Source organism: Streptomyces sp. NPDC005181 (assembly GCF_040608395.1).
Lineage (GTDB): Bacteria > Actinomycetota > Actinomycetes > Streptomycetales > Streptomycetaceae > Streptomyces.
The window spans coordinates 162,879-187,690 of the sequence record NZ_JBEXID010000002.1 but is presented as its reverse complement, the minus strand read 5'-3'; the positions used below and the strand labels follow the sequence as shown (position 1 = coordinate 187,690).

The window sequence follows — 24,812 nt, the reverse complement described above, 5'->3', positions numbered from 1 at the left end:
CGGGCCGTAGGACCGTCGTATGCGACAACTTGCTCCGCCAGAAGCCGTGTTGGGGTCACGCTGCGGTCCGGACGTGGTGGCCGCCGGGTCGTTGACGGTCACCGACTCGTCTCCGCGTCCTGCTGGTGGATGTCGCGGACGACTTCCTCGATCCAGTCCATGGCCAGGAGCCGTGTTGGGGTCACGCTGCGGTCCGGACGTGGTGGCCGCCGGGTCGTTGACGGTCACCGGCTCGTCTCCGCGTCCTGCTGGTGGATGTCGCGGACGACTTCCTCGATCCAGTCCATGGCCAGGACCGGGTGGTGCAGGGTCCAAGGGTGGCTGTGTCGGCGTCGTTGCACGGTCCAGGTGTTGTCGGGACCGGATTCGGCGCGGTGGAGGTGGCCGCCCTGGTGCAGGACGGTCAGCCAGGAGTCCACCTCGGCCGGCGTGGCGGGGTTCGTACGCATGGCGGTGCTCTCCGGTTCACTTCAGGAGGTCGTGGGGTGCGTGTCCAGGGGGCGGGTGACCGGCCGAGCTGTCCGGCTCGGTCACCCGCCCCATGTGATGTGCGGTCAGTTCCGGGAGGTGGTGACCGACTGTCCGTGCTGCTGGCGGAGCTGGACCATCAGGGCGGTCAGCGTGTCGCTGGACAGCGGGATCTGCTGACCGCGGATCGCCTGGGCGACCACCTTGCGGGTCAGTTTGTCCTCGGCCCTGACCGCTGACCGGGCGATCTCCAGCAGCTCCTCGGTGTCCGGGTCAGGTCGCCGGTCACCGGGTGTCCGGGTGTCCCGGTCAGTGACCGGTGGCGGAGTGACCGGCGGGTCAGTGACCGGCGGGAGGTTGTCCGGACGACCGGTGACCGGCTCCGTGCCGGCCGGCCGGTCACTGGCCGCCGGAGCGGTGTCCGGCTGTCCGCCCAGGTCAGCGGCCTTGAGCCCCCGGTCATGGTGACCGGTGTCCGGGCTGGTGCTGTCCGCCGGGGCGCTGTCCCCGCCCAGTGTCCGGGTGTCCGGGGTCTGCTTGTCCAGGGACAGTCGGGGCCGGTCAGTCAGGGCGGTGACCGGCTGTCCGGCGCTGACCTGGCCGGGCTGCGGCTGCTGCTGACCGGCCCGGTCAGTCCGAGTGACCGCGATGCGCTCGGGCTGACCGGGGTGACTGGCCTGACCGAGGTCGTCGCGGTCACTTCGGTCACTGTCCTTGACCGGCCCCCGGGCGATGAGGATGTAGAGGTGGACCGCTCCGGCCAGGGCGAGCGGGGCGATGGTGGACAGCACGGCGACCACCGTGTCTCCGAGCCGCAGTCCGGTGTCCGAGGCGGTCTCCTGGTTGAGCCTGACCGCGTGCAGCGCGTTGGCCCAGATGCTGGCGGCGGTGGCCGTGCCGAAGAGTGTCCAGACGTAAAGCCGGGCGCGCAGCGGTGCGTCGCGCAGGACCAGCAGGGCGCGGATGCCGTATGCGATGAACCCGTCGATCACCAAGGGGAAGAGGTAGGTCAGCAGGCCCCGGACGTGGATGGCGACGGCCATCTGCTGCAGCGCGTCGTACGACAGGGCGCATCCCGCACCGCCGAGGGCGATGACGACCGCGCGGTCCCACCCGGTGACATGCGCCGTGCTCGGCGCGCTCGCGATACTCACGCCGCCGTCCCGAAGTCGTCGCGGCCCAGGCGCTTACCGTCGGTCTCGGGGGGCGGGGTGGTCTTCGTGGTCTTCTCCAGGTCTCGGTTGCGCAGGGCTCGGCGGGTTTCGCGGTAGAGCTTCTGGGCGTGCTCCTCGGTGATCTTCAGGAGCCAGGCCAGGCGCTGTTCGGTGAGGCCGTGGCGGTAGGCGGCGTGGACGACCGCGCGGCGCTCGGCCTTGGTGAGGTGGACGTCGCGCCCGGCGATGGTGGCGTTGACCCGGCTGTAGTCGAGGCGGCTGGCGAGGTTCTCGTGTAGCGGCTCGCGCTCCTCCTCGGTCATCCCGCCCCGGATGCCGTGGCTGTCGCTGCCCTCCAGGGCGGCGTCCAGGCAGGTGCGGCGGACCGGGCACTGGCCGCACAGCGACTTGGCGACGGTGATCTTGGCGGTCTCTTCTGGCTCGGGGAAGAAGATTTCGGGGTCCACCGGGTTGTACTCGGTGCTCTGGCAGACGGCCTGGTCCTGCCAGGTGTGGTCGCCGAGCGACCGGTGGCGGGCAGGGCTGATCGTCGTGGTGGTCATGCAGGTTGCTCCGATCGCTCTCCGCGCGCAGGGGCGTCGGCGGAGGGGTGCGCTGGGTCGGGAGGTGCACGGGGCGGCGCGCTGGGGGCGCGGCCCGGCGTGGCGGCCTGCGGTGGGTCAGGCTGCGGGGCGGTGGCGTCTGCGGTCGACCGGTTCGAACTCGACCCGGGTGGTCATCTGCGCGAGTCGAGAGGTGACGCGGTCGCCGAGGTAGGCCCGGAGGTCCTTGATCGCCAGGTTGGTGGTGATCAGCGTCGGGAGCATGTGGTTGTACCGGCGATTGATCAGCCGGTACGTCACTTCCTCGACCCACTCGGACGCCTTGGCCGCTCCGAGGTCGTCGATGATCAGCAGCGGGCATCGGCTGACGGCCGCCAGCTCTCGCTCGCTGTCGGCTCCCGGCCGGGGGCGCAGGTCCGCGTACAGGTCGGCGGCAGTGGTCGCGCGCCAGCGCACGCCGACGCCGGTCTGCACCAGCTGTCGGACCGCGCCGTACGCCTGGTGGGTCTTGCCCGCGCCGACCACCCCGGCCATCAGCAGGCTCGGGCCGGTGGTGACCTGCCGCCGGGCTCCGATGCTCGGGGCGACGGCCTGACGGGCGACATCCCGGGCCCAGTCCAGGACCTGCGGGTGGTCGGCGACCGCGCCCTGGTAGCGCGGGGGCATCGTGGCCAACAGGGCGTCCAGCGGGGAGAAGCGCTCGGGCTCGTCGGACAGGGCGGCGACGGCTGCCGGATCGATGTTGCGGGCAGCCAGGATCCGGGCCATCCGGTCCAGGGTGCCCGCGCCGCCGAGGGTCTGCGGGTCGCGGATGTGGGTGCGCATCACAGCTCCTCGGCGTAGGCGGCGGCGTCGACCGGGTTGGTCCACGCCTGGTGAGCGGGCACGGTAGGCCGGATTCCCGGCCGCGCCAAACCGGCCGATCGTGCGTTCATGGCGTCGTTGACCAGGCTCGGCAGGCGGCTGGGGTGGCCCTGGATCTCCGCGAAGCGCCGCAGTCCGGCGCGGACGTGTTCCGGGGCGATGCCCTCGCCGAGGAGCTTCTTGGCGATGCGGCCGAGGTGTCCGAGCACGTCGCTGGGCGGTCGCTCGTCGCAGGCGGCGACGTACTCGCCGATCAGGTCGTTGGCCGAGACGGTGGCGGCGGGCGCTGTGCGCCCCGTAGGGAATGAAGATCCAGGATCCAAGATCCTAGATCCAGGCGCCGAGCCTTCTCCGAGGTTTCGGGGAGGCTTCGGGGAGTCCTCGGAGAATACCGTCTGACCTGCGGTTTTCGCGCCGGTGGGGTCAGGGGTGCCGACAAGGCCGACGAGGGCTTCCTGCTGGGCGGTCGGGGCCCCGCTTCGGGGGGCGGGAGGCGTCGGTGCGGGCTGCGCGGGCAGATCGAGGGCTCGGGGAGCGTTCGGCGAAGCCTCGGCGAGCCCTCGGGTAGGGGTGGGCGACGCCTCGGTGCGCTTGGTGCAGGTCCCCTTGCAGGTGCCGCACCGGTCCGCCGCGTGGTGCTGCGGGCAGGAGGGCAGTCGGGACTGGCTCGGCTTGTCGATCTTCTGGTGCTCGGACCAGGTCACGATGTGGAGGTAACGGCGGCCGTCGCAGCCGGTGTACCGGCAGATCAGGCTCGCGTTGGCGAGCTGCTGGAGGTCGTCCTCGACGTGGACCGAGGTGTGCTCGGCCCGCAGTGGCCAGAGCAGCCCCGCGATGATCGCGGCGTTGTCGCGGTGGCGGCCGTGGTCGTCGGCCTGGGTGAGGAGGCCGAAGAAGGTCCGCTCGGCCTCGACGCTCGCCTCGGCGAGCGACTCGGAGAAGAATGCCTCCGGCTTGATGGTTCGGATCCGCGCCATGTCAGAGGGCCCTGCCGACGGCGAGGTCGCTCCGGGTCAGGGTCGCGGTGGCGAGGTCGAAGGTGTGGGGCCTGTTCCAGTCGGCGTCCGGCCAGACCCGCAGGACCCACCGGGCTGCGACCCTGGCTGTCGTCCGGTTCAGCTCGATCGGCTCCCCGGCCGCGTCCTTGGCGATGGCGTGGGGGTGGGGCCACGCCTGCTTCGGGTCGGTGAGGCTGACTCGGATGGTCACCGCCCCGGGGATCATGTCGGCAAGCTGTGCCGCGAGGCGGTGCTGGCGGGCCGTGTCCGGGCATGCCAGGGTTCCGCTCGGCATGGCGAGCATGGGATACTCCGTTGTTCGTAGGAGTGCGGTGCGGCGGTTCTCGTGCAAAAGCCCCGCCGCCCGCGAGATGTGAATCGGTGCCCTTCGGGGTGTCGGCCCGGCGTCCAGGAGTTGGTAGCTCCCGGGCGCCGGCCTCCTTCGCCCCGGTGGGCGCTATGGCCCCCGTGCGTGCATCACGCTTCCTTTCTCTTCCTGACCGCCTGGCGGCCGGTGATCCGCTTGTGCGGGACCAGGACCATATGGCGACCCCTGACACAAGTCCAGCTTCTCCGCACCCACTCCCACCAGGTACGGAACACCACAGTGGATGAGATGCGTGGCCAACGTACACCGCAATTGCGCCAATCCGTCAACTGCGATGTCGTCACCCGAGTCGCGCAGGCGCGTGATCACCACTGGAGTGGATAGGATCGCGTCCACGAGGAAGGGTTGGAGATGACCGAGAAGCACGAGCGCCCCTTCGCGGAGCTGCTCGACTACCTGTTCAGGGAGGTACACCCGAAGGAGCGCGGCTCCTACACGTACGCGGAGGTATCGCAGGGCATCCGGGACAGCTCCGGCGTAGCCATCTCGGCGAGCGCCATCCAGCAGCTCCGCACCGGGACCAACACGAACCCGAAGATGCAGACCATCCGGGCACTGGCGGGCTTTTTCGGCGTACCTCCTGGCTACTTCTTCGACGAGGAGGTAGCCGAGCGGACACGTGCCGAGATTCAAGTGGTCGCGGCGATGCGCGACCAGGAAGTGCGGAGGGTCGCCCTGCGGGCAAACGGGCTCAGCACGTCGAGCCTGCGGATGCTGAACGCGGTGATCGACCAAGCCCGGCGGCTCGAAGGAATGCCGGATGACTCGGGCGACTCTGGACTTCTTGACGACGAATGACCCACGCTCCAGCTTGCACCTCGGCGCGGATCGGCCCGTCCCCGCACAGGCCGATTACCCGCTGCTGACTCCTCGGCGGCTTTCCATCAGCACGGTCACGCGTAGACGGTCACTACGCATGGGCCGCAAGGCGATGACGCGAACAGGAACTTCCCGGCCCCGGTGACAGGGCAGCTTGAGCCTGCGCAGGTCGCCGTTGACATGTTCATAGACCTCGCGGCGATCCCACATTCCCTGTACGTCCGGAGATCCCGCGAGGATGTCACGCTCCAAGCGGCGCAGAGCTTCGCTTTTCGGATGATGGACCCGCGCATAGCGAATTTGACCCAGGTAGGGCCGCGCCCAATCCTCCCGCCAGTTCACGAGCTGCTCGCGGGCCTCCCGGCTGAGGAATGTCCATCGCATGAGGTTGGCCTGATGGGCAGCCCAGGGGAACCACTCGCGCAGCGGCTCGTTGTAACCGATCACATTCCATGCCAGGTCCGACACATAGGCCGGATTGGGCGACTGACCGTCGAGGAATTGCTGGAGGACGTCGTCCATTTCGGCGGCAGCGTCCGTCTCCGGGACTGCGGCGAGGGCCGGCGGTCGTCCGATGGCCCCCAAGTACAGGGCGTGGCGTTCAGCGGGGCTCAGCCGCAGGGCGGACGACAGACGGTCGAGGAAGTCCGCCGAGTAGTTGGCTTCGTTTCCCCGCTCCAGGGAGCGGTACCAGCGCTCGCTCACGCCCGCCAGGCGGGCCACATCACGCTGCGACAGGCCAATACTCCGCCTTCCCCGCACCGTCAGCCCCGCGAAGGCACAGGGATCCGACCGGCTCCGCCAAGAACGCAGCAGCTCGGACAGGGACTCATCCTGCGGGTCATCGTCGCCACGCCCATCCCGGGAGTCCATGGAGCGAGATGCTAGATCACCTGATCACATGACATGCCTCACAACATGCAGTGATACCCAATCAAAGGATCATGGGATCGTCATTCAGCGTAGTCGGACATAACGGATAGTTGATCTTTTGCCGAACTGCGCCACGCGACACAACACCGAGAAGCTGTCAGAGATCAAGAGTCGAAGCAGGTCGCCTCCCGCCTCGCTTCGCATAGCGGAATGACTCACAGCCCGTAACCGGAACTGTCAGTTCCGGTCAGCGCGAGTTCCACCTTCTTCCTGACATCGTCTTGTCATCGTTCACCAGCAAGATGGCGTACAGCCCAGGCCGAGGGGGGATTGCCATGCCCTTGCCAGAAATCGACGAAAGCCAACTGCTCAAGTCGTGCGAGGAGCAGGTTGATCGTTTGTGTCTGCCATACCGATTCAGCACCCGGGAATTGCGCGAAGCGATAGCGGCGCTTCGCGGGAAGCCCATATTCCTCAAGCCCCTGAGCACGCTCGGCGCGGTCGACGCGCCGTGCGGCATACGCCTGGAGACGCCAGAGTCCGACCTTCTCTTCTACGAGGAGGGGACCTCGATTCATCACCAGCGGCACATCCTCACGCACGAGCTGTGCCATGTGTACTGCGACCATCCCGGAAGCCTGGAGGTCGACACCTCCACGGCGCGTGCCCTCGGAGTAAATCCCACGCTGGTGATGCGCATGTCGGGACGCACGAGTTATTCCTCTGCAGACGAACGAGAAGCGGAGATGATGGCGACCGTAATTCGCCAGCGTATCTACCGAGAACGCGAATCCCCTCCCCGTCAGCCCGAAAAGGGATCGGATAGCTGGGACGCACTCTTCGCGCAGCCCATTAAGAAAGGTCGGTTCCGCTCACGATGAATGCCGTTTTCCTCGGGATGGCCTGCCTCCTCGCAGCGGCTGCCAGCTACTGGGTCCTCGGCCGGGGCACCCCCCGTCCTGCCGGAACGTGGGCCATGGGTGCCCTCCTCGCCTCCTTCTCCCTGGCCTTCGCCTCCTACGCGCCACTGTTCGAGAACGCGGTCGAGGCGGTCGTGCCACATGTGGGCCGGCTGGTGAGCAACTCCGCCTCGCTGGCGGCTGCCACGTCTGTCCTGGCCGTCTCTTTCCAAGTCAACCTGGAACCCGCGGAAGCTCGGCGGCGCATCCGCTTGCGCGTCATCCTTCTCGCGGCCTCCGTCTTCGGCATGACGGTGCTGATCACGTTTGAGCAGATGACGCACCGCTCGCCGCAGGCATACGCGCTCTACCTGCTCCTTTTCATCTCCTACCTGGGCTTCGCCATCGTCGACTTCCTGCGGCAGGCTTTGCGGCAGTCGAAGTCGACCCGCAGAAACAGCGTTCGGATTGGTCTGCGGCTGGCAGCCGCAGGCTGCGTGTTCGCGCTGGTCTACGCCGCGTACAAGGTCACAGTCCTCTTCTCCCTCGGCCTGGGCTTTCAACTCGTACCCGACCACGCGCGGTGCTCCTCGCTGGTCTCCGTGCCGTGCGTCTTCAGCGTGACCTCCCCGGCGGTCGCGGTCCTGCTGATCTGCCTCGGCCTCACGCTGCCCGCCGTGGTCTATCCGATCAGTCAGGCCCGCCGCCACCGCTGGGAAGTGCGGTCCTTCGACGCGCTCGGCCCGCTGTGGCAGGACCTGTCGGCCGCAATGCCGGAGATCGTCCTGCCAGCCGAAGGGCTTGGCGAGGACGCAGCGAGCGACTCCGACTTCCTCCTCCAGAGGCGTGTCATCGAGATCAGCGACGGCATTCTCGCCCTGCGCCCGTACCGCTCCCGGAGCGTGCACGAAGCCGCGCAGCGGACCGTCGACGCCGGGACGGAGCAGGGCGCCGCGATCGTCGAAGCTACGGTCGTCAAGGCGGCACTGGCCGCTTTCCAGGCCGGCGATCCCGCCGACGAGGTCGCCGTGCCGTCCGCGACGGACACCGCTTCCCGTGCCGGAGACCTCCATGCGGAGACGCAGTGGCTTCTCCGGATCGCCGACGCTTACGCGCACCGCGAGACTGTGCGTGTCGCCGAGGGCGGCCAAACGGAACCGGTTGGACCCTGACAGCATGAACGACCCGACCAAGGACCCTCGATTCCTGCACGACCCCTACCCCACCTACGCGGCCATGCGGTCCGCGTGCCCGGTGCAAGCTGTTCCCACCGGCTCAGGTGGGCACAGCAGCTACCTGGTCACCGGGTACGCGGAGGCCCGGCAGGCACTCAGCGACCCACGGCTCTCGAAGAACACGGCCGCTTTCTTCGCCGACAAGGCGTCACGACGCCGCCTGCACCCCGCGGTGGCGCACAACATGCTGGCCAGCGATCCGCCCCAGCACACCCGCCTGCGCAAGCTGGTGACCAAGGCGTTCACGACGGGCGCCGTCGCCGAGTTGCGCCCATTCATCGGCGAGGTGACCGACACACTGCTCGACCGGTGGCCCGTCGGCGGGCAGGTCGACCTCATCGCCAGCTTGGCGGTACCCCTGCCGGTCATCGTGATCTGCGAGCTGCTGGGGGTGCCGGAGGCCGACCGGCCCGACGTCCAGCGCTGGTCCGCCGAGCTGTTCGCCGCGGGGAAACCCGACCGCATCGACGCGGCCTCGCACGCAGTAGCCGACTACATGACCGGCCTCATCGCCGCCAAGCGCCTGCGGCCAGGTAATGCGCTGCTCGACCGCCTCATCGCGGCCCGCGACGGCACCGACCAACTCAGCGAGCAGGAACTGGTCTCCCTGGCCGTGTTGCTGCTCGTCGCCGGGCACGAGACCACCACCAACTTCCTCGGCAACGCCGCCTTGGCCCTGCTCCAGCACCCTGCCGAGCTGGACCGCCTGCGCAGCAACCCCGAGGAGGTCCCAGCCTCGCTGGACGAGCTACTTCGCTTCGACTCGCCCGTCAGCACGGCCACCTTCCGGTACACCACGGAAGCCGTCACGCTCGGCGGCACCGAGATCCCGGCCGGCGTCCCTGTGCTGGTCGCTCTTGGAGCGGCCAACCGCGATCCGGAGCGGTTTCCGTCGCCGGACCAGCTCAACCTGGATCGGGATGCCGCCGGCCATCTCGGCTTCGGCCACGGCATCCACCGCTGTGTCGGTGCTCCACTGGCCAAGGCCGAAGCCGACCTCGCACTGCGTGCGATTCTGACGCGCTTCCCCGGGCTCCGGCTTGCGGTCCCACCTGATCAACTGGAGTGGCGGGACACTCGTCTAGTCCGCGGGCTGGCCACCCTTCCCATCCTCACCTAGGGCTGACCCATAACTGCTGGTCACGGGGCAGCCCTTGGGTGAGCGGCTGACGCAGTCTCGTGGACATTCCTCTGGTGATATCACCAGAGGAATGGGGAGTCGGGGAACTGGTCACGAACTCGGTCACGCACACGAAAGCCGCGTGCGTGGTGTGCGCACGGTGGGCCGGAGAGCGGCTCCGCTCAGAATCGAACCGCGGCTGAAGCCGGATGAGTGCTGATCCCTCTGGCGCCTCGGCCAGGGGGCTCCGAAGCGCGCCGCGAACCCTGTCCTGCGGTGGGCCGGTTCAACTATCGACCACGACGGTCGGCTGGCTTGTCACCGAGCAGATCCAGAACCTCTCGAGCAGCGATATTGGCAATCCAGGGGCTCTCAAGAATGGGATCGCAGCATCGCGCACGCCCTTTCGAGGTCTTCCGGCGTATCCACCGCGATGCCCTCGTCCTCGACGGGAAGCATCCGTACGCCGTGCCCGTGCTCAACGAGCCGGAGCATCTCGACGCCTTCGGCGCGCTCAACCGGCCCCTGTTCGAGACGCCGGAACAGGTCGAGTCCGCTGCGCGTGAAGCCGTAAAGGCCGAGCTGTCGCAGGTAGTTCGGACGATGGCCCCGCGGATACGGGATCGGCTGCCGGGAGAACATGAGGGCGTTGCCGTTCTCGCCGACCACGACCTTGACGACGTTGTGGTCGATGACCGATGCCGCGTCGTCCAGCCTCGCGTACGCGTTGACCGCCAGGGTCTCGGCGTTGAGGTGGACCAGGGCTTCCGACACCGCGTCGATCGCGGCGGGGGCGATGAACGGTTCGTCGCCCTGGACGTTGATGTATGCGTCGGCCTGGACGCGCTGGGCGCACTCGGCGACCCGATCCGTCCCGGTGAGGTGGTTGCCGGTCATCACGCAGGGGATGCCGAGCCGGCGGCAGGCTGCTTCGATGCGCTCGTCGTCGGTGGCGACCACGGCGTCGTCGATCCGCTTCGCCTCCTGACAGCGCTGGTGGACGTGCCACAGCAACGGCATGTCGCCGAGCAGGGCCAGGGGCTTTCCGGGAAATCGTGAGGCGCCCCAGCGGCAGGGGATCACCGCTATGTGGCGACGCGCTGCGGTGACAGCCACGGCGTTCTCCTGTCGGTCGGTGGCGGATCAAGGGTGTGTGGGACGGGGCACGTGATCACTTGGCGAAGTGGTCGAGCCAGACCTTCGCAATGATCTGGCGGGCGGACAAAGGCACTTCACGCAGGCCGGGCTCACAGTCGCCGCGGCTGAGCGCGGCGGTCGCCGCGAGTATCTCGGCCTGCACGAGGTGGATGTACGTACCGACGGACGCGCCGTGGACGAAGTTGACCGCCCCACCGTCGGCGAGGACGAAGAAGTGGTGGCCCGTCACCTCGTACCGCGTCAGATGCTCCCCGGCGGGTGTCCGCCGGTAGAGCCCGTCGAGCGAGTCCAGTTCGAGTTCGTCCTCGGAGGACGTCACCGAGGCCAAGTAGGCGCCGTTGCGCAGCGCCTCGAAGTGCCCTTTCCGGAGCGCCAGGTTGCCGGTCGCGCACAGCACGAGGTCGGCGTCGCGGAGTGCCTCGGCGCGGGAAGTGGCCGTGCGGAACCCCTGAGAGTGCGCCTGTACCCGCTTCACCGGGTCGCTGTCGTAGACAGTGACGCGTACGTCGTTGGCGCGCAGGGTCTGGGCGATGGCGCGGCCGACCTTGCCGAAGCCGATCACACAGGCACCCCGGCTGACCAGGATGTCGCCGCGGGTGCGGACCAGGGACTCTGTGGAGAAGACGATGGACCGTCCCACCAAGTGGTCTTCGCAGTCCTTCAGCGGGGAACGGGCCACCGAGAAGACAGGGCAGGGTAGTTGGTCGAGTGACGCGTACCGCTGATGTCCGTTCTCCGTGTCCTCGACGACGCCCACGATCCGGCCGGAGAACTTCTCCACCAGAGTGCCGAGGCTGGGTGCGAAGTAGCCCCCGATGTCGAGCAGTACGACGTCACGGCCGGGAGCGGTGACCTCCAGGTAGTCCAAGGCGCTGGTGGGATCCGTGAACAGGTCGCGGCTCAGGGGGTGCACGGCGTACTCGCGGCGCACCTCCGTGAGGGTCTGCGGGGAGATGGATCTGGGCTTGGGCAGCACGGCCGCGACCGTGGTGGTCCGGGCCATCGCGTGGAGGAACGCCGGGCGCTCGGGGAGCAGATGGGTGATGATCAGCGAGCTGATCTGTCCGTCGGCGGGGAATTGCGCGGTGATCCGGCGGAAGAAGGCATCCCGCCGGACTTCTTCGGGGCTCTCCACGGCAACTCCTGTCAGGTCGCGAGATGGTCAGGCCGCTGCGTGGTACGCGGGCTGGGTCAGGGCGTGCATCTGGGCGCGCATGCCGTTGTGAAGGTCGACCGAGGGTTGCCAGCCGAGTAGGTCGTGGGCGCGGCCGGAGTTGGCCCGGGTGGTCAGCACGTCGCCGTTGCGGGCGTGCTCCACGTGGATCTGGATGTCGCGGCCGACGAGGCTCTTGGCGATGTTGATCACTTCGAGCAGGGAGGCGTTGGAGCCACCGCCGACGTTGACGATGCCCGTGTCTGCCGGAGCGGAGGCAGCCGCGATGGTGGCTGCGACCGCGTCGTCGATGTAGGTGAAGTCCCGGCGCTGGTGACCGTCGCCGTACAGGCGGAGCGGCTGTCCGGTGATGGCGGCCAGGAGAGCGCGGTGGGTGAACATGTCAGGGCGCTGGCGCGGCCCGTAGACGGTGAAGTACCGCAGAGCGACGACGTCCGTGGGGCAGTCGACGCGGGCCGCGTGCGCCAGGCAGAGCTGCTCCTCGGCGAGCTTGGTGACCGCGTACGGGGAGGCCGGCCGAGGATGGTCGCTCTCGATACTGGGACCGCCACTGGTGGGTCCGTAGACGCTGGAGGAGGAGGCCACGACCACGCGGGGGACGCGCATGCGGGTGGCGGCGTCCATCACTCGCTGGGTGGCGAGGATGTTGGAGGCCACATAGTCGCCGAAGTGCGGGCCCCACGAAGCTCGTACGCCGGGAATGCCCGCCAGGTGGAAGATCACGTCCGCGTCGAAGAGAAGCGGATCAATCGCGCAGGTCAGCAGATCGGCGGTGATGTGCATGTATCCCGGGAGGCCGTGCGACGCGGCGAGGTTGGCCGCTGCCGTTCGATCTGCGGCGGGGTCGCGACGGTCGACGCCGATCACGGTGGTTCCTGCCTGGAGCAGGATGTGGGCAAGGTGAGAGCCGATGAATCCGGCGGCCCCGGTCACCACCGCGCGCCGGGGTGTCGGTGTGGTCAAGTTGGAGGTGCTTTCTGACACGTAACTCTCCAGAGATTGGTGGGGTCGGTCAACTCAGTCGCGCCAACACGGTGCGGCCGTGGGCGCTGAGAGCGAGGTCGTCCTGCTCGTGTCCCCGGACCAGAGCGGTGGCGGCTTCGATGGCGCCGAAGGATTCCAGGAGGTGCTGCTCGGCGTCGCACAGCTCCCTCCCATACGCGGCGAAGAAGGCACGACGGAGATGAGGGGCAGCCTGCCAGCGACGGAACTCGAGCCGGGCAAAGTCCCGGAGGCGGGCGTCGCGTCGCATGTGCTCGAAGTCGCAGATCCAGAAGCCGTCCCCGATGAGCCAGTTCCTGGGCTGGTAGTCAAGGTGGCACACGGCGCTCTCCACCTGGACGTGGGACAGAAGGTCCGCAACCTGCAGCAGGCTCCTCCTTTCGTCTGTCGACAGGAGGTCCGCGCGGTCGGCCCTGTCGACCCAGCCTCGGAGCCGACCGGCCAGTTCGACGCCGATGCCGCCGGCCTTGGGACCTGCCGTGGCCCGGTGGAGGGCACCCAGTACGAGGCCGGCGTTGTGGTGAGCCTGTTCCTCCTCGGCCGAGCCCGGCGGCAGGATGTCGCCGCTCTGCCCACGTATCGCCGTGAGCAGCAGAGTGCGTGTGGAGTCCTGTCGGCCGACCAGCTCAGGGGCGTGGCCTTGAAGGTGGCGTCTCCACGTCAGGTAGGCGTGCGCCTCGTGGACATACCGGTTCCGGCTGGCGTGCTGCTTGGCGAAGTAGGCGTTCCCGCGGACATCGACAAGGTGCAGCAGGTGAGGCGGTAGGGCCGGGTCCGCGACGATGCGGACGGCTCCGACCGTCTGCCGCGCGAGTTCCATGCGCGGGTCGTCGTACGCCGTGATCACGACGCCGCCCGCATCGCTGAGGCGCCCAGGTGGGCGGTGTCGTTGTGCCGGTCCAGCATCCAACGCCGCTGGTCGAGCCGGTTGAGGTGGTGCTGCCAGCGGGTGATGGAGCCGTGGGACACGGTGAAGCCCGCCGGCGAACCCAGCGGGATCGCGAGAAGCAAGGTGTGCGCGACGATCACGGTCTCGCCGTGTGCGGCGAACAGGACACGATCGCCCTCGTGCCGGTCGATGAGGCCGTGGAGGAAGTCTCCGGCCCGCTGGAGGTAGCCGTTCCAGGTGTCGGACCCATCCTCCCAGGGCCGGTCAGGGTGGGCGTGCGGCCCGCCGTCGGCGGCGGTCTTCACCTCGGTCCAGGATTTGCCGTCGGCCACGCCGTGGATGGGGCCGCCGAGACCGGGCGCGGTGCGCATCGGCAGGCCGAGGGCCTGGCTGAGGATCTCGCCGGTCTGCCGAAGCCGGAGACGAGGGCCGGTGTAGAGGGCGGTGAAGGGTCTGTCGCGATGCTCTTCAGCCAGCCGGGCGGCTGCCTGTTCGACCTGGTGGTACCCGAGGTCGGTGAGCCCGGTGCAGGTGACCGGGCCGCCGACGACGCCGTTGGCGTTGCAGTGGGCTTCGCCGTGGCGGACGAAAACGAGTTCCGTGGTGATCATGCGAGACCTTGGAGTCGGGGGCGCGGAACCGGCCAGCCGAAGCGGTAACCGTTGCGCCCTGCGTACGGGGCGGTCAGAACGCAGTGCAGGGCGAGGAAGTCGTCGAGGCGCTCGCGATCCGTCGTACCGAGCCGGGAGTCGTGGCGGCCGGCGGCCTCGTTGTACGTGCTCAGGGCCTCGTCGATGGCAGGTGGGCCGACCGGGCCGTACGTCATGACCAGCGTCGTGATCAGCTTGGCCAGGTCGTACCCGAACGGGGCGAGTGTGAGGTCGTCGGTGTCGAGGGTGAAGAGCGTGCCGTCCTCGGTGAACAGGAAGTTCCGCGGGTTGCTGTCCTTGTAGAAGGCGGCAGGTCCCTCGGCCGTCTTCTCCAGAAGCGTCAGCGTCGCGTGCAGAGCGATCCTGTCCGGCAGATGGCCTTGCTCCAGCCGCCTGCGCAGTGCCACTTCGCGTACCGCGAGGTAGCCGCCGAACGGAGTGCCGTCGCGGAAGGTGTGCGGCTCGTTCAGTGAGACGGATCGCAGGTCACTGGCCCACGCGGTGCCGTGAGCGTCGCCCAGCAGCCCCGCCAGCCGCGGCAGGTCGCCGGGTTCTGCGTGGCGGCCCTCGATCCACTCGAAGGTCAGGCTGTTCGGGCCGATGACCGTCAGGGCCGGCTGGCGGAGCGGCTGCGCGTGGGCGGCCAGCCAGGTGCGGTGACGGGCGGCAGCGGCAGTGTGTTCCGGGGTCGCGTAGGTCTTGGTGAAGTGGGTGGTTCTCACGTCCGGCCTCCTCGCGGTCGGGCCACGACGTACGTGATGACCGAGTTGGTAGCGATCGGTGCGTCCGGGAGGAGTTCGTGGAGCGTGGCGGCCAGCGCGCCCGGCTTGCCGTACAGGCCGGGGGCGAGGTCGTACTTCGGGTTCGTGGCGACGTACTCGGCCACGTGATCGTGTCCGTCGAAGGTGAAGCGGTGCTCCTCGTGCTCGGTCGCGATCACGTTCAGGGAGGGCTTCGCCAGGTCGGCGAGGTTGCCGCCGTGCGCGGAGACGTAGAGGCTCTCGTGCTGCTCGGCGCGCGGGTCGAGTCCGGCGGCGGCCACCAGGGAGTCCATCTCGCGGTAGCTGTCGAGCGCCTTGGTGACGAGGATGGCCACGCCGTCGGGGGCCAAGACACGGGCGATCTCCGCGATGGCCTGCTCGGGGCGCGTCGAGTGGTAGAGGCAGAAGGCGGCGACGGCCAGGTCGCAGGAACCGTCCGGCATCGGCATTCGGTGGAAGTCCCCCTGCAGGAAGCCCACTTGGACACCGGGAACGCGGCCCACCCGCTTGCGGGCATCGGCCACCAGCGCGGGCGCCGCGTCGATGCCGACGAGGCGTTCCGGATGGAGCTGCTCGGCCAGGACCCGGCTGCTGGTGCCGCGTCCGCAACCGATGTCCGCCACGAGGCGGAGACGCTCCAAACCCTGCGCACAGTGGGACCGGGCCAGGTGGACGATGGTGTCGGGTACCGGCCGACCGGCGGTCCTAGCCCGTATCAACGCGTTGGACCGTCTGGCCAGCCGGGAGGCGTGCCCGTACAGGTCTGCCTGCCGCCCGGGATCGAGGAACGGGTTGAGGTTCATGCGCCGCACCCCCCTCGGAGGCGCGGGCGGCTCAGCTCTGCCGGGCGGCGGCCTTCCGCAACCAGCGCCGTGTCTGCCGTCGGCTGGTCAGCAGCACCACGTCGGCGTGCCCGGTCGCGAACTGGTCGATCTTGGCCATGACACGGGGACGCATCTTGCGCCGGTACGTCGCCACGTACTTGATCACGCCCCAGTGGATGCGGTTGTGCACCCCGTTGCCCTTGTGCCCGGAGCCGTGCCGGAGCTGCCTGGAGAAGACCCCCCACAGTGCGGCGAGGGTGGAGACGTCCATCAGGACGATGGTGTCGCAGGCTTGGAGCCGGATCTGGAGCGTGGAGTTGTAGTTGCCGTCGATCACCCACTTCTCCCGCGCGACCAGGTCGCGCTGGACCTCGGCGAACTTCTCCATGGGCAGTGCGTTCCACTCGTCGTCGTAGAACGCGGCGTCCAGGTGCGTCACCGGGGCGTCCAGGACGTCCCCCAGCGCACGGGCCACATGCGACTTGCCGCTGCCTCCGCAGCCGACGATGGCGACCTTCTTCATGGTGCTCCACCCTAGGGGTGCTCAGGTGTCCGGACGGACCGACCGCCGGCACACGTACGGATGGTCCGGGCTCGGCGGCCCGTGACAGGTGGTTCATCACGCGGCTCCTCGCTGCTCTTCAGCAGCTCCCGTAACCGTGGCGAGAACGGTCTCCAGCGCGTCCACCTGACGGCTGAGCCGGAAGAGTTCCAGACGGCCGAGGCAGTCGGCGATCAGTTCGGCGTGCCGGTGGCTGCCGGCGATCTTCTGAAGGTCGGTGATCCGTCGGATCACCTGTCCGCCGGAACTCACCACCAGTTCCTCGGGCACGAACCGCTCGACGTGCTGAATACCGGCGGGGGCCAGTGGAAGGCACCCGGCGAGAACGGCTTCGAAGATCCGCTGCGTCATCTGACCGACCGCGGCGTATCGCTCGGGCAGCAGCAGGACGGTGGCCAGGGCTCCACTGTAGAGGCGGTGGACCTCTTCGAAGGGGACCCGGCCGAGGAAGGTGATGTGCGGCCAGCGGCTGGTGTCCGTCCACTTTCCACCGACCTGGTGATCGACGCATGCGGCAGCCGGGGAGAAGTAGCGGTCGAACTGGGCGTCGCGGTCGTACCGGTTGCCGACGTAGCCGAGCGCTGTCTCCCGCGGCCTCCTAGCGAGCGCGATCGGGTCCGCCTGGTCCAGCAGTCGGTCGTCGACAGGGAAGAGCAGACGGTGGGCGCCGGGCGTGGGGGTGAGAGCTGCCTCGCACACCGCGACGCCGGGAACATGGCGAAGGACGTTGTGTTCGCGCAGTTGGCGGTCCTTGTCCCAGATCACGGTGGGGGTACTGCGGAGCACGGTGTAGCGCTTGACGAGTTCGGCCTGGCGGTGAAGGTCGCAGGTGTGCCCCTCGGCGCCGCAGGGCGTGTTGTTGCGTCCGTCGATGAGCCAGCGCCATTCGAGGAAGAGCACGTCGATGTCAGGGATGCCGCCGTCGAAGGAGTACGTACCGCCGAGGTCGTCTCCTGCTTCAAGGAGGTCCCGGTCGGCCTGGAGGAAGACGATCTCGTGGCCGCGCGCGAGGAGAGCGTCGACCAGAGGGCGGCGGTGGCTGCGGCCTCCGTCGGGTGTGTCCGTGATGCCGTTGCCGAGGAAGCCCCAGAAGCTGTATCCGATCTTCATTTGGTGATCCACCGGCCTTCCAGCAGCAAAGCGTCGAGCCCGGAGTCGGCAAGGCAGCCGAGGGCCATGTCCGGGGTGCCGCAGATGGGCTTGCCCTTGACGTTGAGCGAGGTGTTGATCAGCACGGGCACGCCGGTACGGCGAGCGAATGCCCGCAGCACGTCGTGCACGAAGGGGTTCTGGGCCGGGCTGACGGTCTGGAGACGGGAGGTGCCGTTGGCGTGGATGACGGCGGGGATGTGTTCGCGGGCCTTGTCCGTCACTCCGGAGGCCATGGACATGTACGGCGCGTCCTGGCCGAGGGTGAAGTACTCCCCTGCCCGGTCGGCGAGGACCATGGGGGCGAACGGGCGGAACGGCTCACGGAACTTCACGCCCGCGTTCAGCCGCTCGACGACGCCGGGCTCCAGAGGCGAGGCGAGGATCGACCGGTTCCCCAGTGCGCGAGGGCCGGCCTCCACACGTCCCTGGAACAGCCCGACGATCATGCCGTGGGCGAGCTGGTCGGCGAGGAACTCCGCGACCTCTATGTCCAGGGTCTTCTGCTGGAGTCCCGGCCATGGTGTGAGGTCCAGGTTCGGCTCTGGGTAGGACGGCCCGAGGTAGCAGGCGCGGGCGACCCCGCACAGCGGCCGGCCGTTCCCGCTGTCGCTGTCGCTGTGCACGGCGACAGCGGCACCGAGCGCGGTGCCGGCGTCGCCCGGAGCGGGCGGCACGAAGACCTCGTCGAAGATGCCCGCCTCGATGATCCGCCCGATGCTGACGCAGTTCGTGGCCACGCCGCCGCCCAGGCACAACCGCCGTGAGCCGGTGAGCAGGCGAGCGCGCCGCGCCAGGTGAAGCATCACCTGTTCGGTGCGCTCCTGCAGCGCTGCGGCCAGGTCCTGGTGAACCTCCTGGAGCGGCTCGTCCGGGCGCCGGGGCGGACAGGTCTCCACGACGAAGCGGTGGGAGGTCCGCGGGTAGCCGGAGATGAGAACGCGAGGCGGGAAGTAGGCCGGGTCCAGGGCGAAGCCGGTGGCGGTGGTGCGGACCGCGCGGGCGAGGAGATGCCGGAAGCGGGTGGCGTCGCCGAGGGCGGCGAGCGCCATCACGGTGCCTTCCTCGTCGCCCCGGCGCCAGCCCAGGTGCTCGGTGACCGCCCCGTACACGTAACCCAGCGAGGCCGGGTCGTAGATCGCCTCCAGGGTGCGGGTGGTGGGATGGCCTGCATGGTGGCCATGGGCGATCGTCGTGGTCTGCCGCTCACCGAGGCTGTCGACGACCAGCACGGCGGACTCGTTCCACCCCGAGGCGGCGAAGGCGGCCAGCTGATGGGCGCGGTGATGCAGTACGGGCGAGACCTGCGCGCCAGGGAACAGCCGGTCGAGGGACTGGACCCGGCGCCGGGTGCGCAACGCGACCTTGGCGAATCCGGCGGCCCGCGGCAGAGCCCGGTCACGGGTTGTGGTCGAGAGCGCGAGGCGCAGGGCTGCGGGGGTTTCCGCCAGGTAGCGGGCCGGCTGGAAGTTGTACGCGACGGCGTCGACGTCGCCGGGTGTGAGGCGGGCCTCGCCCAGCAGCCACTCGACGGCGAGGTGGGGGTACTCGTGGGTGTGCTTCTTCTGGGAGAGGCGTTCCTCCTCGACGAAGCCGACCAGTTCACCGTCCACCAGGAGCGCGGCGGCGGAGTCGTGCGTGTAGGAGCAGAGACCGAGGATGACGGCGGGCACGTGGTCCATCGCGGTCGTCACCTCGTTCCCGCAGCAGCCTGTACGGCCGAGGTTCCGGTGCGGCGGTTCAGTTCGCCGTACCAGGCGGTCAGTGCCTCGCCGAGCGGTCCGTCGACGGCGTCGGCAACGCGCCACGCCTCCTCGCGCCTCCCGTCCTTCCACAGCCGGTAGCTGCACATCGTCTCGGCCATGGAGTCCCAGCCCGGATGCCCGGTCTCAGCACGTGCCTCGACTCGGCCGAGGAGTTCGTCGAAGCCCTGCCACCGCGTGGTGAGTTCGGGCATGAGCGGGCTCGCGGCGACGTCCGTCAGCCCGTCGGCCCTGTCGAGGTCGCGCTCGTAGATGTGCAGCGAGCTGACGTGGTGGTGGTACTCGCCCAGTTCCGCGTCGAGCCAGCCGGCGACCAGTTCGTGCAGCGTGGTGAAGAAGAACAGGTCGTACGGCAGGCCGATCCACACGTCCTGGCCGCGCATGGTGGTGGACATGTGCAGGCGGCCCGCGCGCAGGTGGAAGCGGAAGCCGAGCGTGCAGGGGACGTCCTTGTGCCCGGCGGTGTCGCGGGCCGGGTCGTACAACTGGATCAGGGCGCGACGGGAGTCGGGGTCGTCCTTGAGGATCTCGACCACGCGGTGAAGCTGATCCACCTTCCCGGCCCAGTTCCGCATCCGCGGCCCGTAGGCACCCTGCAGGATCCCTTCATCGGCGTACTGCCGCAGCTGCTCGTTGTATCCGTAGATCCACGGGTCGTCGGTCCCGGAGAGATGCCAGACGGTCTCGGCCACCGCGAAGGCGGGATTCAGGATTCGGGCGGGCGGCGCGTACAGCAGACGGGCCCTGGGCTGGGTCAGCGTCATGTTGACGTCGAAGACCTCGCGGGTGGCCATTCCACGCGGGCTGACCTTGTCCCCGCTCTTGGCCAACATCACCGCTCCGATGAAGAGTTCGGCGACGCTGTCACCGGTGAACGTGTTTGTCATCGCCTGTCGGTCCCTCGCGCTGAGTGGTGGGGAGTTGTGCTGATGGACAGCGCCTGGGCGACGATGTCCGCGACGGCGTCGGCGCTGCGCCCGTCCCGGTGGCAGATCAACTCCCTGGCCGCCGTCGGTACGCGTACGGTCTGCGGAGACTCGTCGATACGCGTCAGGTGCCTGGCGATGTCCCGGCTGGACTCGCAACGCCAAGCGGCCCCGTGGTCGGCGAGTCCCAACGTGCGCGTGGCCGGAAGCGCCAGTTCCAGTACGGGCACTTCCAGGAGCAGAGCCTCGATCCCACACGTCGATGACGCGCTGATCAGGGCATCCCCGCCGGCCAGGCATCCGCGGGCTCCGACCTCCGAGCCAATCAAGGCGACCGGGACACCGTTCAGCACGTCGAGCAGAGGCGACAGCGTCTCGGCGTTCTGGGCGGGGTGTGGCGCCACCACGAGGCCCCAGCCGCCCTGCGCGTTCCGTAGTCCCTCGGCCAGAACCTCCGTCTGACCAAGAAGCCGCTGCTCGCTGAACGGCTGGCACGCCCACACGACGATCCTTGTCGGCGATGAACCCGTCTGCTCCTTCAAAACCCTCTGCAGATAGGCCCGCTGGCCGAGACGGTCAACCTGGGTCAGCCCGTCGAACCGCGGCTGGCCGACGACGTACATACGAGCGTCAGGGCGCCGAGTCTGAGCCTGGGCCGCGCGCACATCGCGCGCCCCCATGACCGCGACATGGCGGGAGCGCTGGGAGTGCGAGGAGGTCTGCCCCTCGATCCACGCGCCGTGCTGGACGTAGACGGTGTCCGCGGCAGCACGTTCGGCGGCGCGAACAGCGAGGACGCCGAGCGGGCTGGTGTCGTTGCTGCACAGCAGGACCCGGCTGTGGGACACGAGGAGAACGGCGTCTAGCCACTCCTCGACGTACAGCGTTGCCGACCAGGACGGTTGAGTGCAGCCAGCGCTGCGTACAAGCAATCGGGCGGCGAGCCACGCCAGTCGGCCGATGCCGATCTCGTGCTGTCCCACTCGTACCGTGCGCTCGTTTTCGGGCCGGAAAGCGCTCCGGGCAGGCACTTCACCATCGCGGCCAAAGGCTTCATCTGACAGGCGGAGCACGGTGATTCCCGGATCCGACGTATCCGGAAAACGTTGATCCGCTTCGGAGGCCATGTCCACGACGGTGCTCCTCACTCCTTGGCCGACGAGGGCGGAGAGAACCGGAAGCAGCGTCTCCGCATGACGGGATGACCAGGAGACGGCGCACACGGGTGCGGTGGTGACCTTCAAGCGAGGCTGGACCGGCACCGCGAGCTCGCCACCGTCCGGGGTGAGTTGGCCGGGCTCGCCGTGCCCGAGGAGAAAGGAAAGACCTGCCTCGGACACTTCGTACGCGACGTAGCCGAGAGACATACTGCCGCCGGCCACCACCAGATCCTCGGCTGCGCCGAACACCGTGGTGGTCGGCACCTCGTCCAGTTCCAGGAGCCGCCTCACCAGGCGGGTGGCCAGGCGGCGAATCGGTACGTGGTGGACCGACAGCCAGCTCACGCCGCCGGCCGTCACGAGCGCATCACCGTACTCTGCTTCCAGCGCGGTCATCAGCGCCTCGGCGCCTTGGCCAGAGTCGGTCACAGCAGGCTCCCCTCGATGAGGGGCACGCTCTTCTTGCTCACGTCGAGCAGTCGAAGGAGGTCCACCGGCGACTGCGCGATCCGGGGCTTCGGAGTGCCGGGGGCGCCGTAGCCCCATGCGGCGTGGACGTAGGAGACGCCGGCTCGGCGAGCGGCCTCACGGTCGACTTCCATGTCGCCCACGTAGGTTGCGGACGCCGGATCGGCCGCGAGGTCGACGAGGGCGAGCAGCAGCGGGTCCGGGGCCGGCTTGCCCCTCCCCGGACCGCCGGGTGCGCGGACCGTGGCGAAGGGACAGCCGAGTTGGGCGAGGAGCGGAGCGGCTCTGTCCAAAGGCTTGGACGTCACGACGCCGAGGCGCCAGTCGGCGGCGGCGAAAGCACGGAGCACTTCTTCCACGCCTTCGAATGATCGGGCCAGAGGGGAGGCGGCCTGCGAGGCCGCCGTGTACGTCTGGTGGATCCGATCGGCGTCGGCCAGTTCGAGCCGCTCCATGATGTCGTTGAACGGACGGCCCAGGTGCTGCTCGTACATCTCGAACGGCAGGTCGACGCCGTGAGTCTGCTGGACCGCACGCCACGCCTCCTGCATGACGGGGCGCGTATCGACCAGGACACCGTCCAGGTCGAGGAGCAGCACGTGCTGCGTCACGACGTCTTCCATCTTCTTCCTCGGAGGTAAGGGCGCGGCGACGGGCGCGTGTTGAGTAGGCATGGCGAACGCCTCCATGGCGAGCGAGTAGGGCTGAAAGGGGTGTGTGGTGGGGGTCGGGCCGCAGGGGACGGACTCTCGGCGTTTCACGACCGCGAGAACCCGCTTGCCGCTGCCGTCCTCGTTGAGGCAAGCCGTCCATGCATCGGCCTCGGCCGTGACGAGCAGAAGACCGCGTCCGTCCAGCGAGTCCGGCCCACTGGTGCGAGGGATCGGCGGCAGGGGGGAGTTGTCCTCCACCTCGATGCCCACGGTTCCGCTCTGGGCGGTGAGGGTCAGAGTGATGTGCTCGGCCACCACCTGGCTGTCCGCGTCCGAGGGACGCTCGGCGCCGCCTGGCGTACCGCCGTGGCGCTCGGCGTTCGTGGTGAGTTCGCTGACGATCAGGACCGTGCGGTCCATCAGCTCTTCAAGTCCCCAGGCCGACAGCGTCTCCCGCGTGAAGGTCCGTGCCGCCCCGGGTGCCATGTCGTCCGAGACCATGGTGAGGCTCACCCGGTACTCGGGAGATTCGATGACGGACTCCAGGCTCCAGATGGGCATCATCTCGGCCTCCTCACAGCGTCCGCCGGAGTCCGTCAAGGACTCGGCGGCAGGTCTCGGTGGAGGCGTCGAAGCTGCGGAGGTGCGCGTCCACCGCCGTTCTCGGACCTCCTTCTCTGGCCTGGGCCGACTCGGAGGCATGGCCCTGCCCACCCGGCGGCATCCGGTCTCCAGAGCCGTACGTCTGGATTGCGTTCACCGAATTCCTCCCGAGGGCAAGCCGGTTGGTGGTTTGGTTGACCTTGAGCGAACCGTGAATCACGGTGGGTTGGTATCCCCCACCGGTCGGCGATGCCGTCAAACCCGTCAAAGATCATCTTGTGAACAGGGGCGCACGATGAGGCGCGAGCGGAACGAGAAGCTGGCCGCTGCGATCGCGGAAACCGGCTGGTCGCAGCCGAAGGTCGCCGCTGCCCTCGTACGGGTTGCGGCCGAGGTCGGCGCCGACGAGCTGCTCGGCACCAGCCGCTCGCACATCGCGATGTGGATCGCGGGAACGGAACCCTCCGGGCGGGCGCCCCTTATCTTGAGTGAGACGTTGTCCCGTCGGCTCCAACGCCCCATCACTCCCGCCGAGATCGGCCTCACCCCGCCGAAATCGGGTGCGGTCACGGCATCCGAATGGCACGTCGATACGGTGAGTGCGTTGGTGGATCTGGGGAGAAGCAACGTGGACCTGGAGCGACGCCGAGTGCTGGCCGGCACTGCCTACTCGGTTACCGGACTCGCCCTGCCTGAACAGACGTGGTGGGACGAGGCCCCCGAACGTGCCCGATCGCGCCCCGCTTCGACGAGCCGGAGAATCGGGACTGCCGAGATCAATGCGCTGAAGGAGATGACCGAGTTCTTCTCGAAGCGCGACCAACGCCAAGGCGGAGTGGACGGCCGGACAGCCCTCTACCAGTACATCTACGACGACGTCGCGACGTACGTCGGCGGTGTCTTCGCCAGCGACGAGACCCGCTGCCGCCTCTTCGCCGCCGCTGCCGAGTTGGTGTACGTCGCCGGCTGGATGAGCTTCGACGCGTCGCACCACGAGGCCGCCCGGCGGTACTTCACCCTGGCGGTGAAGCTGGCGGCCGAGGCCGAGGACGCACCGCTGGCCGGCCACGTCCTGCGTGCCATGGCCCACCAGGCGACAGACCTCGGGCACCCCAAGGAAGCCGTCGACATCGCGACGGCCTCCGTCGAGCACAAGCGGTACACCTTGGCAACTCCCCGCGAACGAGCCCTGCTAGGCGTCGTGCGGGCGCGGAGCCTGGCAATGGCTAGACGGCGGCAAGAAGCGCGTACAGCCCTCCTCCGTGCTGAGGACGACCTCGCGGCGGCAAGGCCCGGGGATGACGAACCCGCCCGCGTCTGGTTCTTCTCCGAGGCCAGCCTGGCGCACGAAACGGCTCGTACTCTCTGGGCTCTCGGCGATCTCCAGGGAGCCCAGGACGAGTTCTGGCGCAGCGTCCATACGAGGGAGACCGGTGCCTTCGGTCGCACTCACGTCGTGACCTTGGGATACCTGGGCGCCGCGCAGGCAAGTCAGGGCAACGTCGAGGCAGCGTGCAGCACTTGGGCCCAAGCCCTGGACGCCATGAACGGCGTCCATTCCGGCCGAGCTCGCGAGGCGGTGATCAACATGCGCCGGGTTCTCTCCCCGTACCGCAACCGCGGGATCAGCGCGGCGGCGGAGATCGACGAACGAGCCAAGGCCGTGCTCAGGCGAGTAGCCTGACCGCG

25 protein-coding genes are annotated in these 24,812 nt (G+C 68.7%); 4 read left to right on the top strand and 21 right to left on the bottom strand.

Annotation, left to right across the window (positions count from 1 at the left end):
• Positions 1–224: 224 nt before the first annotated feature.
• From ABZV38_RS02780 to ABZV38_RS02755, 6 genes are all read right to left on the bottom strand, one after another.
• Positions 225–449, bottom strand: coding sequence for a hypothetical protein (locus ABZV38_RS02780; protein WP_356323812.1), 225 nt, complete (start codon positions 447–449; stop codon positions 225–227).
• 105 nt (positions 450–554) lie between these two features.
• Positions 555–1,622, bottom strand: a complete 1,068-nt coding sequence (locus tag ABZV38_RS02775; RefSeq protein WP_356323810.1) for a DUF2637 domain-containing protein — start codon at positions 1,620–1,622, stop codon at positions 555–557.
• Complete coding sequence (locus tag ABZV38_RS02770; protein ID WP_356323807.1) at positions 1,619–2,185, bottom strand: WhiB family transcriptional regulator; 567 nt, start codon at positions 2,183–2,185, stop codon at positions 1,619–1,621. Before ABZV38_RS02770 ends, ABZV38_RS02775 begins: the two co-directional genes overlap by 4 nt.
• 117 nt (positions 2,186–2,302) lie before the next feature.
• Positions 2,303–3,010, bottom strand: coding sequence for an ATP-binding protein (locus ABZV38_RS02765; protein WP_356323805.1), 708 nt, complete (start codon positions 3,008–3,010; stop codon positions 2,303–2,305).
• Entirely contained in the window at positions 3,010–4,026 is a 1,017-nt protein-coding gene (locus tag ABZV38_RS02760) for a hypothetical protein (protein ID WP_356323803.1), read from the bottom strand. Before ABZV38_RS02760 ends, ABZV38_RS02765 begins: the two co-directional genes overlap by 1 nt.
• Position 4,027: 1 nt before the next feature.
• The gene (locus ABZV38_RS02755; protein ID WP_356323801.1) at positions 4,028–4,351 is read right to left on the bottom strand and encodes a transcriptional regulator; all 324 of its coding nucleotides are present in this window, start codon (positions 4,349–4,351) and stop codon (positions 4,028–4,030) included.
• Positions 4,352–4,786: 435 nt separating this feature from the next.
• Here ABZV38_RS02755 and ABZV38_RS02750 point away from each other — a divergent pair, with 435 nt between their 5' ends.
• On the top strand, positions 4,787–5,233 hold the full coding sequence (locus tag ABZV38_RS02750; RefSeq protein ID WP_356323799.1) for a helix-turn-helix domain-containing protein: 447 nt from the start codon (positions 4,787–4,789) through the stop codon (positions 5,231–5,233).
• 54 nt (positions 5,234–5,287) lie between these two features.
• Here ABZV38_RS02750 and ABZV38_RS02745 read toward each other — a convergent pair whose 3' ends face one another.
• A complete protein-coding gene (locus ABZV38_RS02745; RefSeq protein WP_356323797.1) occupies positions 5,288–6,127 on the bottom strand; it encodes a helix-turn-helix domain-containing protein in 840 nt (279 codons plus the stop codon).
• 284 nt (positions 6,128–6,411) lie between these two features.
• Positions 6,412–6,741: a hypothetical protein gene (locus ABZV38_RS02740; protein WP_356323795.1), complete on the bottom strand. Its 330-nt coding sequence runs from the start codon at positions 6,739–6,741 to the stop codon at positions 6,412–6,414.
• 263 nt (positions 6,742–7,004) lie between these two features.
• Between ABZV38_RS02740 and ABZV38_RS02735 the strand changes: the two genes are divergently transcribed.
• Both ABZV38_RS02735 and ABZV38_RS02730 read left to right on the top strand, forming a co-directional pair.
• A complete protein-coding gene (locus ABZV38_RS02735; RefSeq protein ID WP_356323793.1) occupies positions 7,005–8,198 on the top strand; it encodes an MAB_1171c family putative transporter in 1,194 nt (397 codons plus the stop codon).
• Positions 8,199–8,202: 4 nt separating this feature from the next.
• Positions 8,203–9,381, top strand: a complete 1,179-nt coding sequence (locus tag ABZV38_RS02730) for a cytochrome P450 (RefSeq protein WP_356323791.1) — start codon at positions 8,203–8,205, stop codon at positions 9,379–9,381.
• A 372-nt stretch (positions 9,382–9,753) separates the two neighbouring features.
• On the opposite strand, the gene ABZV38_RS02725 is transcribed toward ABZV38_RS02730, so the two are convergent.
• The 13 genes from ABZV38_RS02725 to ABZV38_RS02665 all read right to left on the bottom strand — a co-directional run bounded on the left by ABZV38_RS02725 (position 9,754) and on the right by ABZV38_RS02665 (position 23,084).
• Positions 9,754–10,497, bottom strand: a complete 744-nt coding sequence (locus ABZV38_RS02725; protein ID WP_356323789.1) for a 3-deoxy-manno-octulosonate cytidylyltransferase — start codon at positions 10,495–10,497, stop codon at positions 9,754–9,756.
• A gap of 55 nt (positions 10,498–10,552) precedes the next feature.
• Positions 10,553–11,674 (bottom strand): adenosylhomocysteinase, encoded by a 1,122-nt coding sequence (locus ABZV38_RS02720; RefSeq protein WP_356323787.1) that lies wholly within the window; start codon positions 11,672–11,674, stop codon positions 10,553–10,555.
• Between the two features lie 27 nt (positions 11,675–11,701).
• A complete protein-coding gene (locus ABZV38_RS02715) occupies positions 11,702–12,697 on the bottom strand; it encodes an NAD-dependent epimerase/dehydratase family protein (protein ID WP_356323785.1) in 996 nt (331 codons plus the stop codon).
• 28 nt (positions 12,698–12,725) lie between these two features.
• Positions 12,726–13,535, bottom strand: coding sequence for an aminoglycoside phosphotransferase (locus ABZV38_RS02710; RefSeq protein WP_356323784.1), 810 nt, complete (start codon positions 13,533–13,535; stop codon positions 12,726–12,728).
• Between the two features lie 23 nt (positions 13,536–13,558).
• A complete protein-coding gene (locus ABZV38_RS02705) occupies positions 13,559–14,215 on the bottom strand; it encodes a histidine phosphatase family protein (RefSeq protein WP_356323782.1) in 657 nt (218 codons plus the stop codon).
• Positions 14,212–14,976 carry a phosphotransferase gene (locus ABZV38_RS02700; protein ID WP_356323780.1) on the bottom strand — a complete coding sequence of 255 codons (765 nt, stop codon included), beginning with the start codon at positions 14,974–14,976 and terminating at the stop codon, positions 14,212–14,214. Before ABZV38_RS02700 ends, ABZV38_RS02705 begins: the two co-directional genes overlap by 4 nt.
• A complete protein-coding gene (locus ABZV38_RS02695) occupies positions 14,973–15,818 on the bottom strand; it encodes a class I SAM-dependent methyltransferase (RefSeq protein WP_356323778.1) in 846 nt (281 codons plus the stop codon). Before ABZV38_RS02695 ends, ABZV38_RS02700 begins: the two co-directional genes overlap by 4 nt.
• Before the next feature lie 31 nt (positions 15,819–15,849).
• Positions 15,850–16,362 carry a topology modulation protein gene (locus ABZV38_RS02690; protein WP_356323776.1) on the bottom strand — a complete coding sequence of 171 codons (513 nt, stop codon included), beginning with the start codon at positions 16,360–16,362 and terminating at the stop codon, positions 15,850–15,852.
• A 96-nt stretch (positions 16,363–16,458) separates the two neighbouring features.
• Positions 16,459–17,511, bottom strand: coding sequence for a hypothetical protein (locus tag ABZV38_RS02685; protein WP_356323774.1), 1,053 nt, complete (start codon positions 17,509–17,511; stop codon positions 16,459–16,461).
• Positions 17,508–19,232: a carbamoyltransferase C-terminal domain-containing protein gene (locus ABZV38_RS02680; protein WP_356323772.1), complete on the bottom strand. Its 1,725-nt coding sequence runs from the start codon at positions 19,230–19,232 to the stop codon at positions 17,508–17,510. The genes ABZV38_RS02685 and ABZV38_RS02680 overlap by 4 nt, the downstream gene beginning before the upstream one ends.
• An 8-nt stretch (positions 19,233–19,240) precedes the next feature.
• Positions 19,241–20,200, bottom strand: coding sequence for a thymidylate synthase (locus tag ABZV38_RS02675; protein ID WP_356323770.1), 960 nt, complete (start codon positions 20,198–20,200; stop codon positions 19,241–19,243).
• A complete protein-coding gene (locus tag ABZV38_RS02670) occupies positions 20,197–21,795 on the bottom strand; it encodes a hypothetical protein (RefSeq protein ID WP_356323768.1) in 1,599 nt (532 codons plus the stop codon). The genes ABZV38_RS02675 and ABZV38_RS02670 overlap by 4 nt, the downstream gene beginning before the upstream one ends.
• 29 nt (positions 21,796–21,824) lie before the next feature.
• The gene (locus tag ABZV38_RS02665) at positions 21,825–23,084 is read right to left on the bottom strand and encodes an HAD-IA family hydrolase (RefSeq protein WP_356323766.1); all 1,260 of its coding nucleotides are present in this window, start codon (positions 23,082–23,084) and stop codon (positions 21,825–21,827) included.
• A 334-nt stretch (positions 23,085–23,418) separates the two neighbouring features.
• On the opposite strand from ABZV38_RS02665, the gene ABZV38_RS02660 reads away from it, so the two are divergent.
• Positions 23,419–24,807 carry a Tat pathway signal protein gene (locus tag ABZV38_RS02660; protein WP_356323764.1) on the top strand — a complete coding sequence of 463 codons (1,389 nt, stop codon included), beginning with the start codon at positions 23,419–23,421 and terminating at the stop codon, positions 24,805–24,807.
• Positions 24,808–24,812 lie beyond the last annotated feature (5 nt).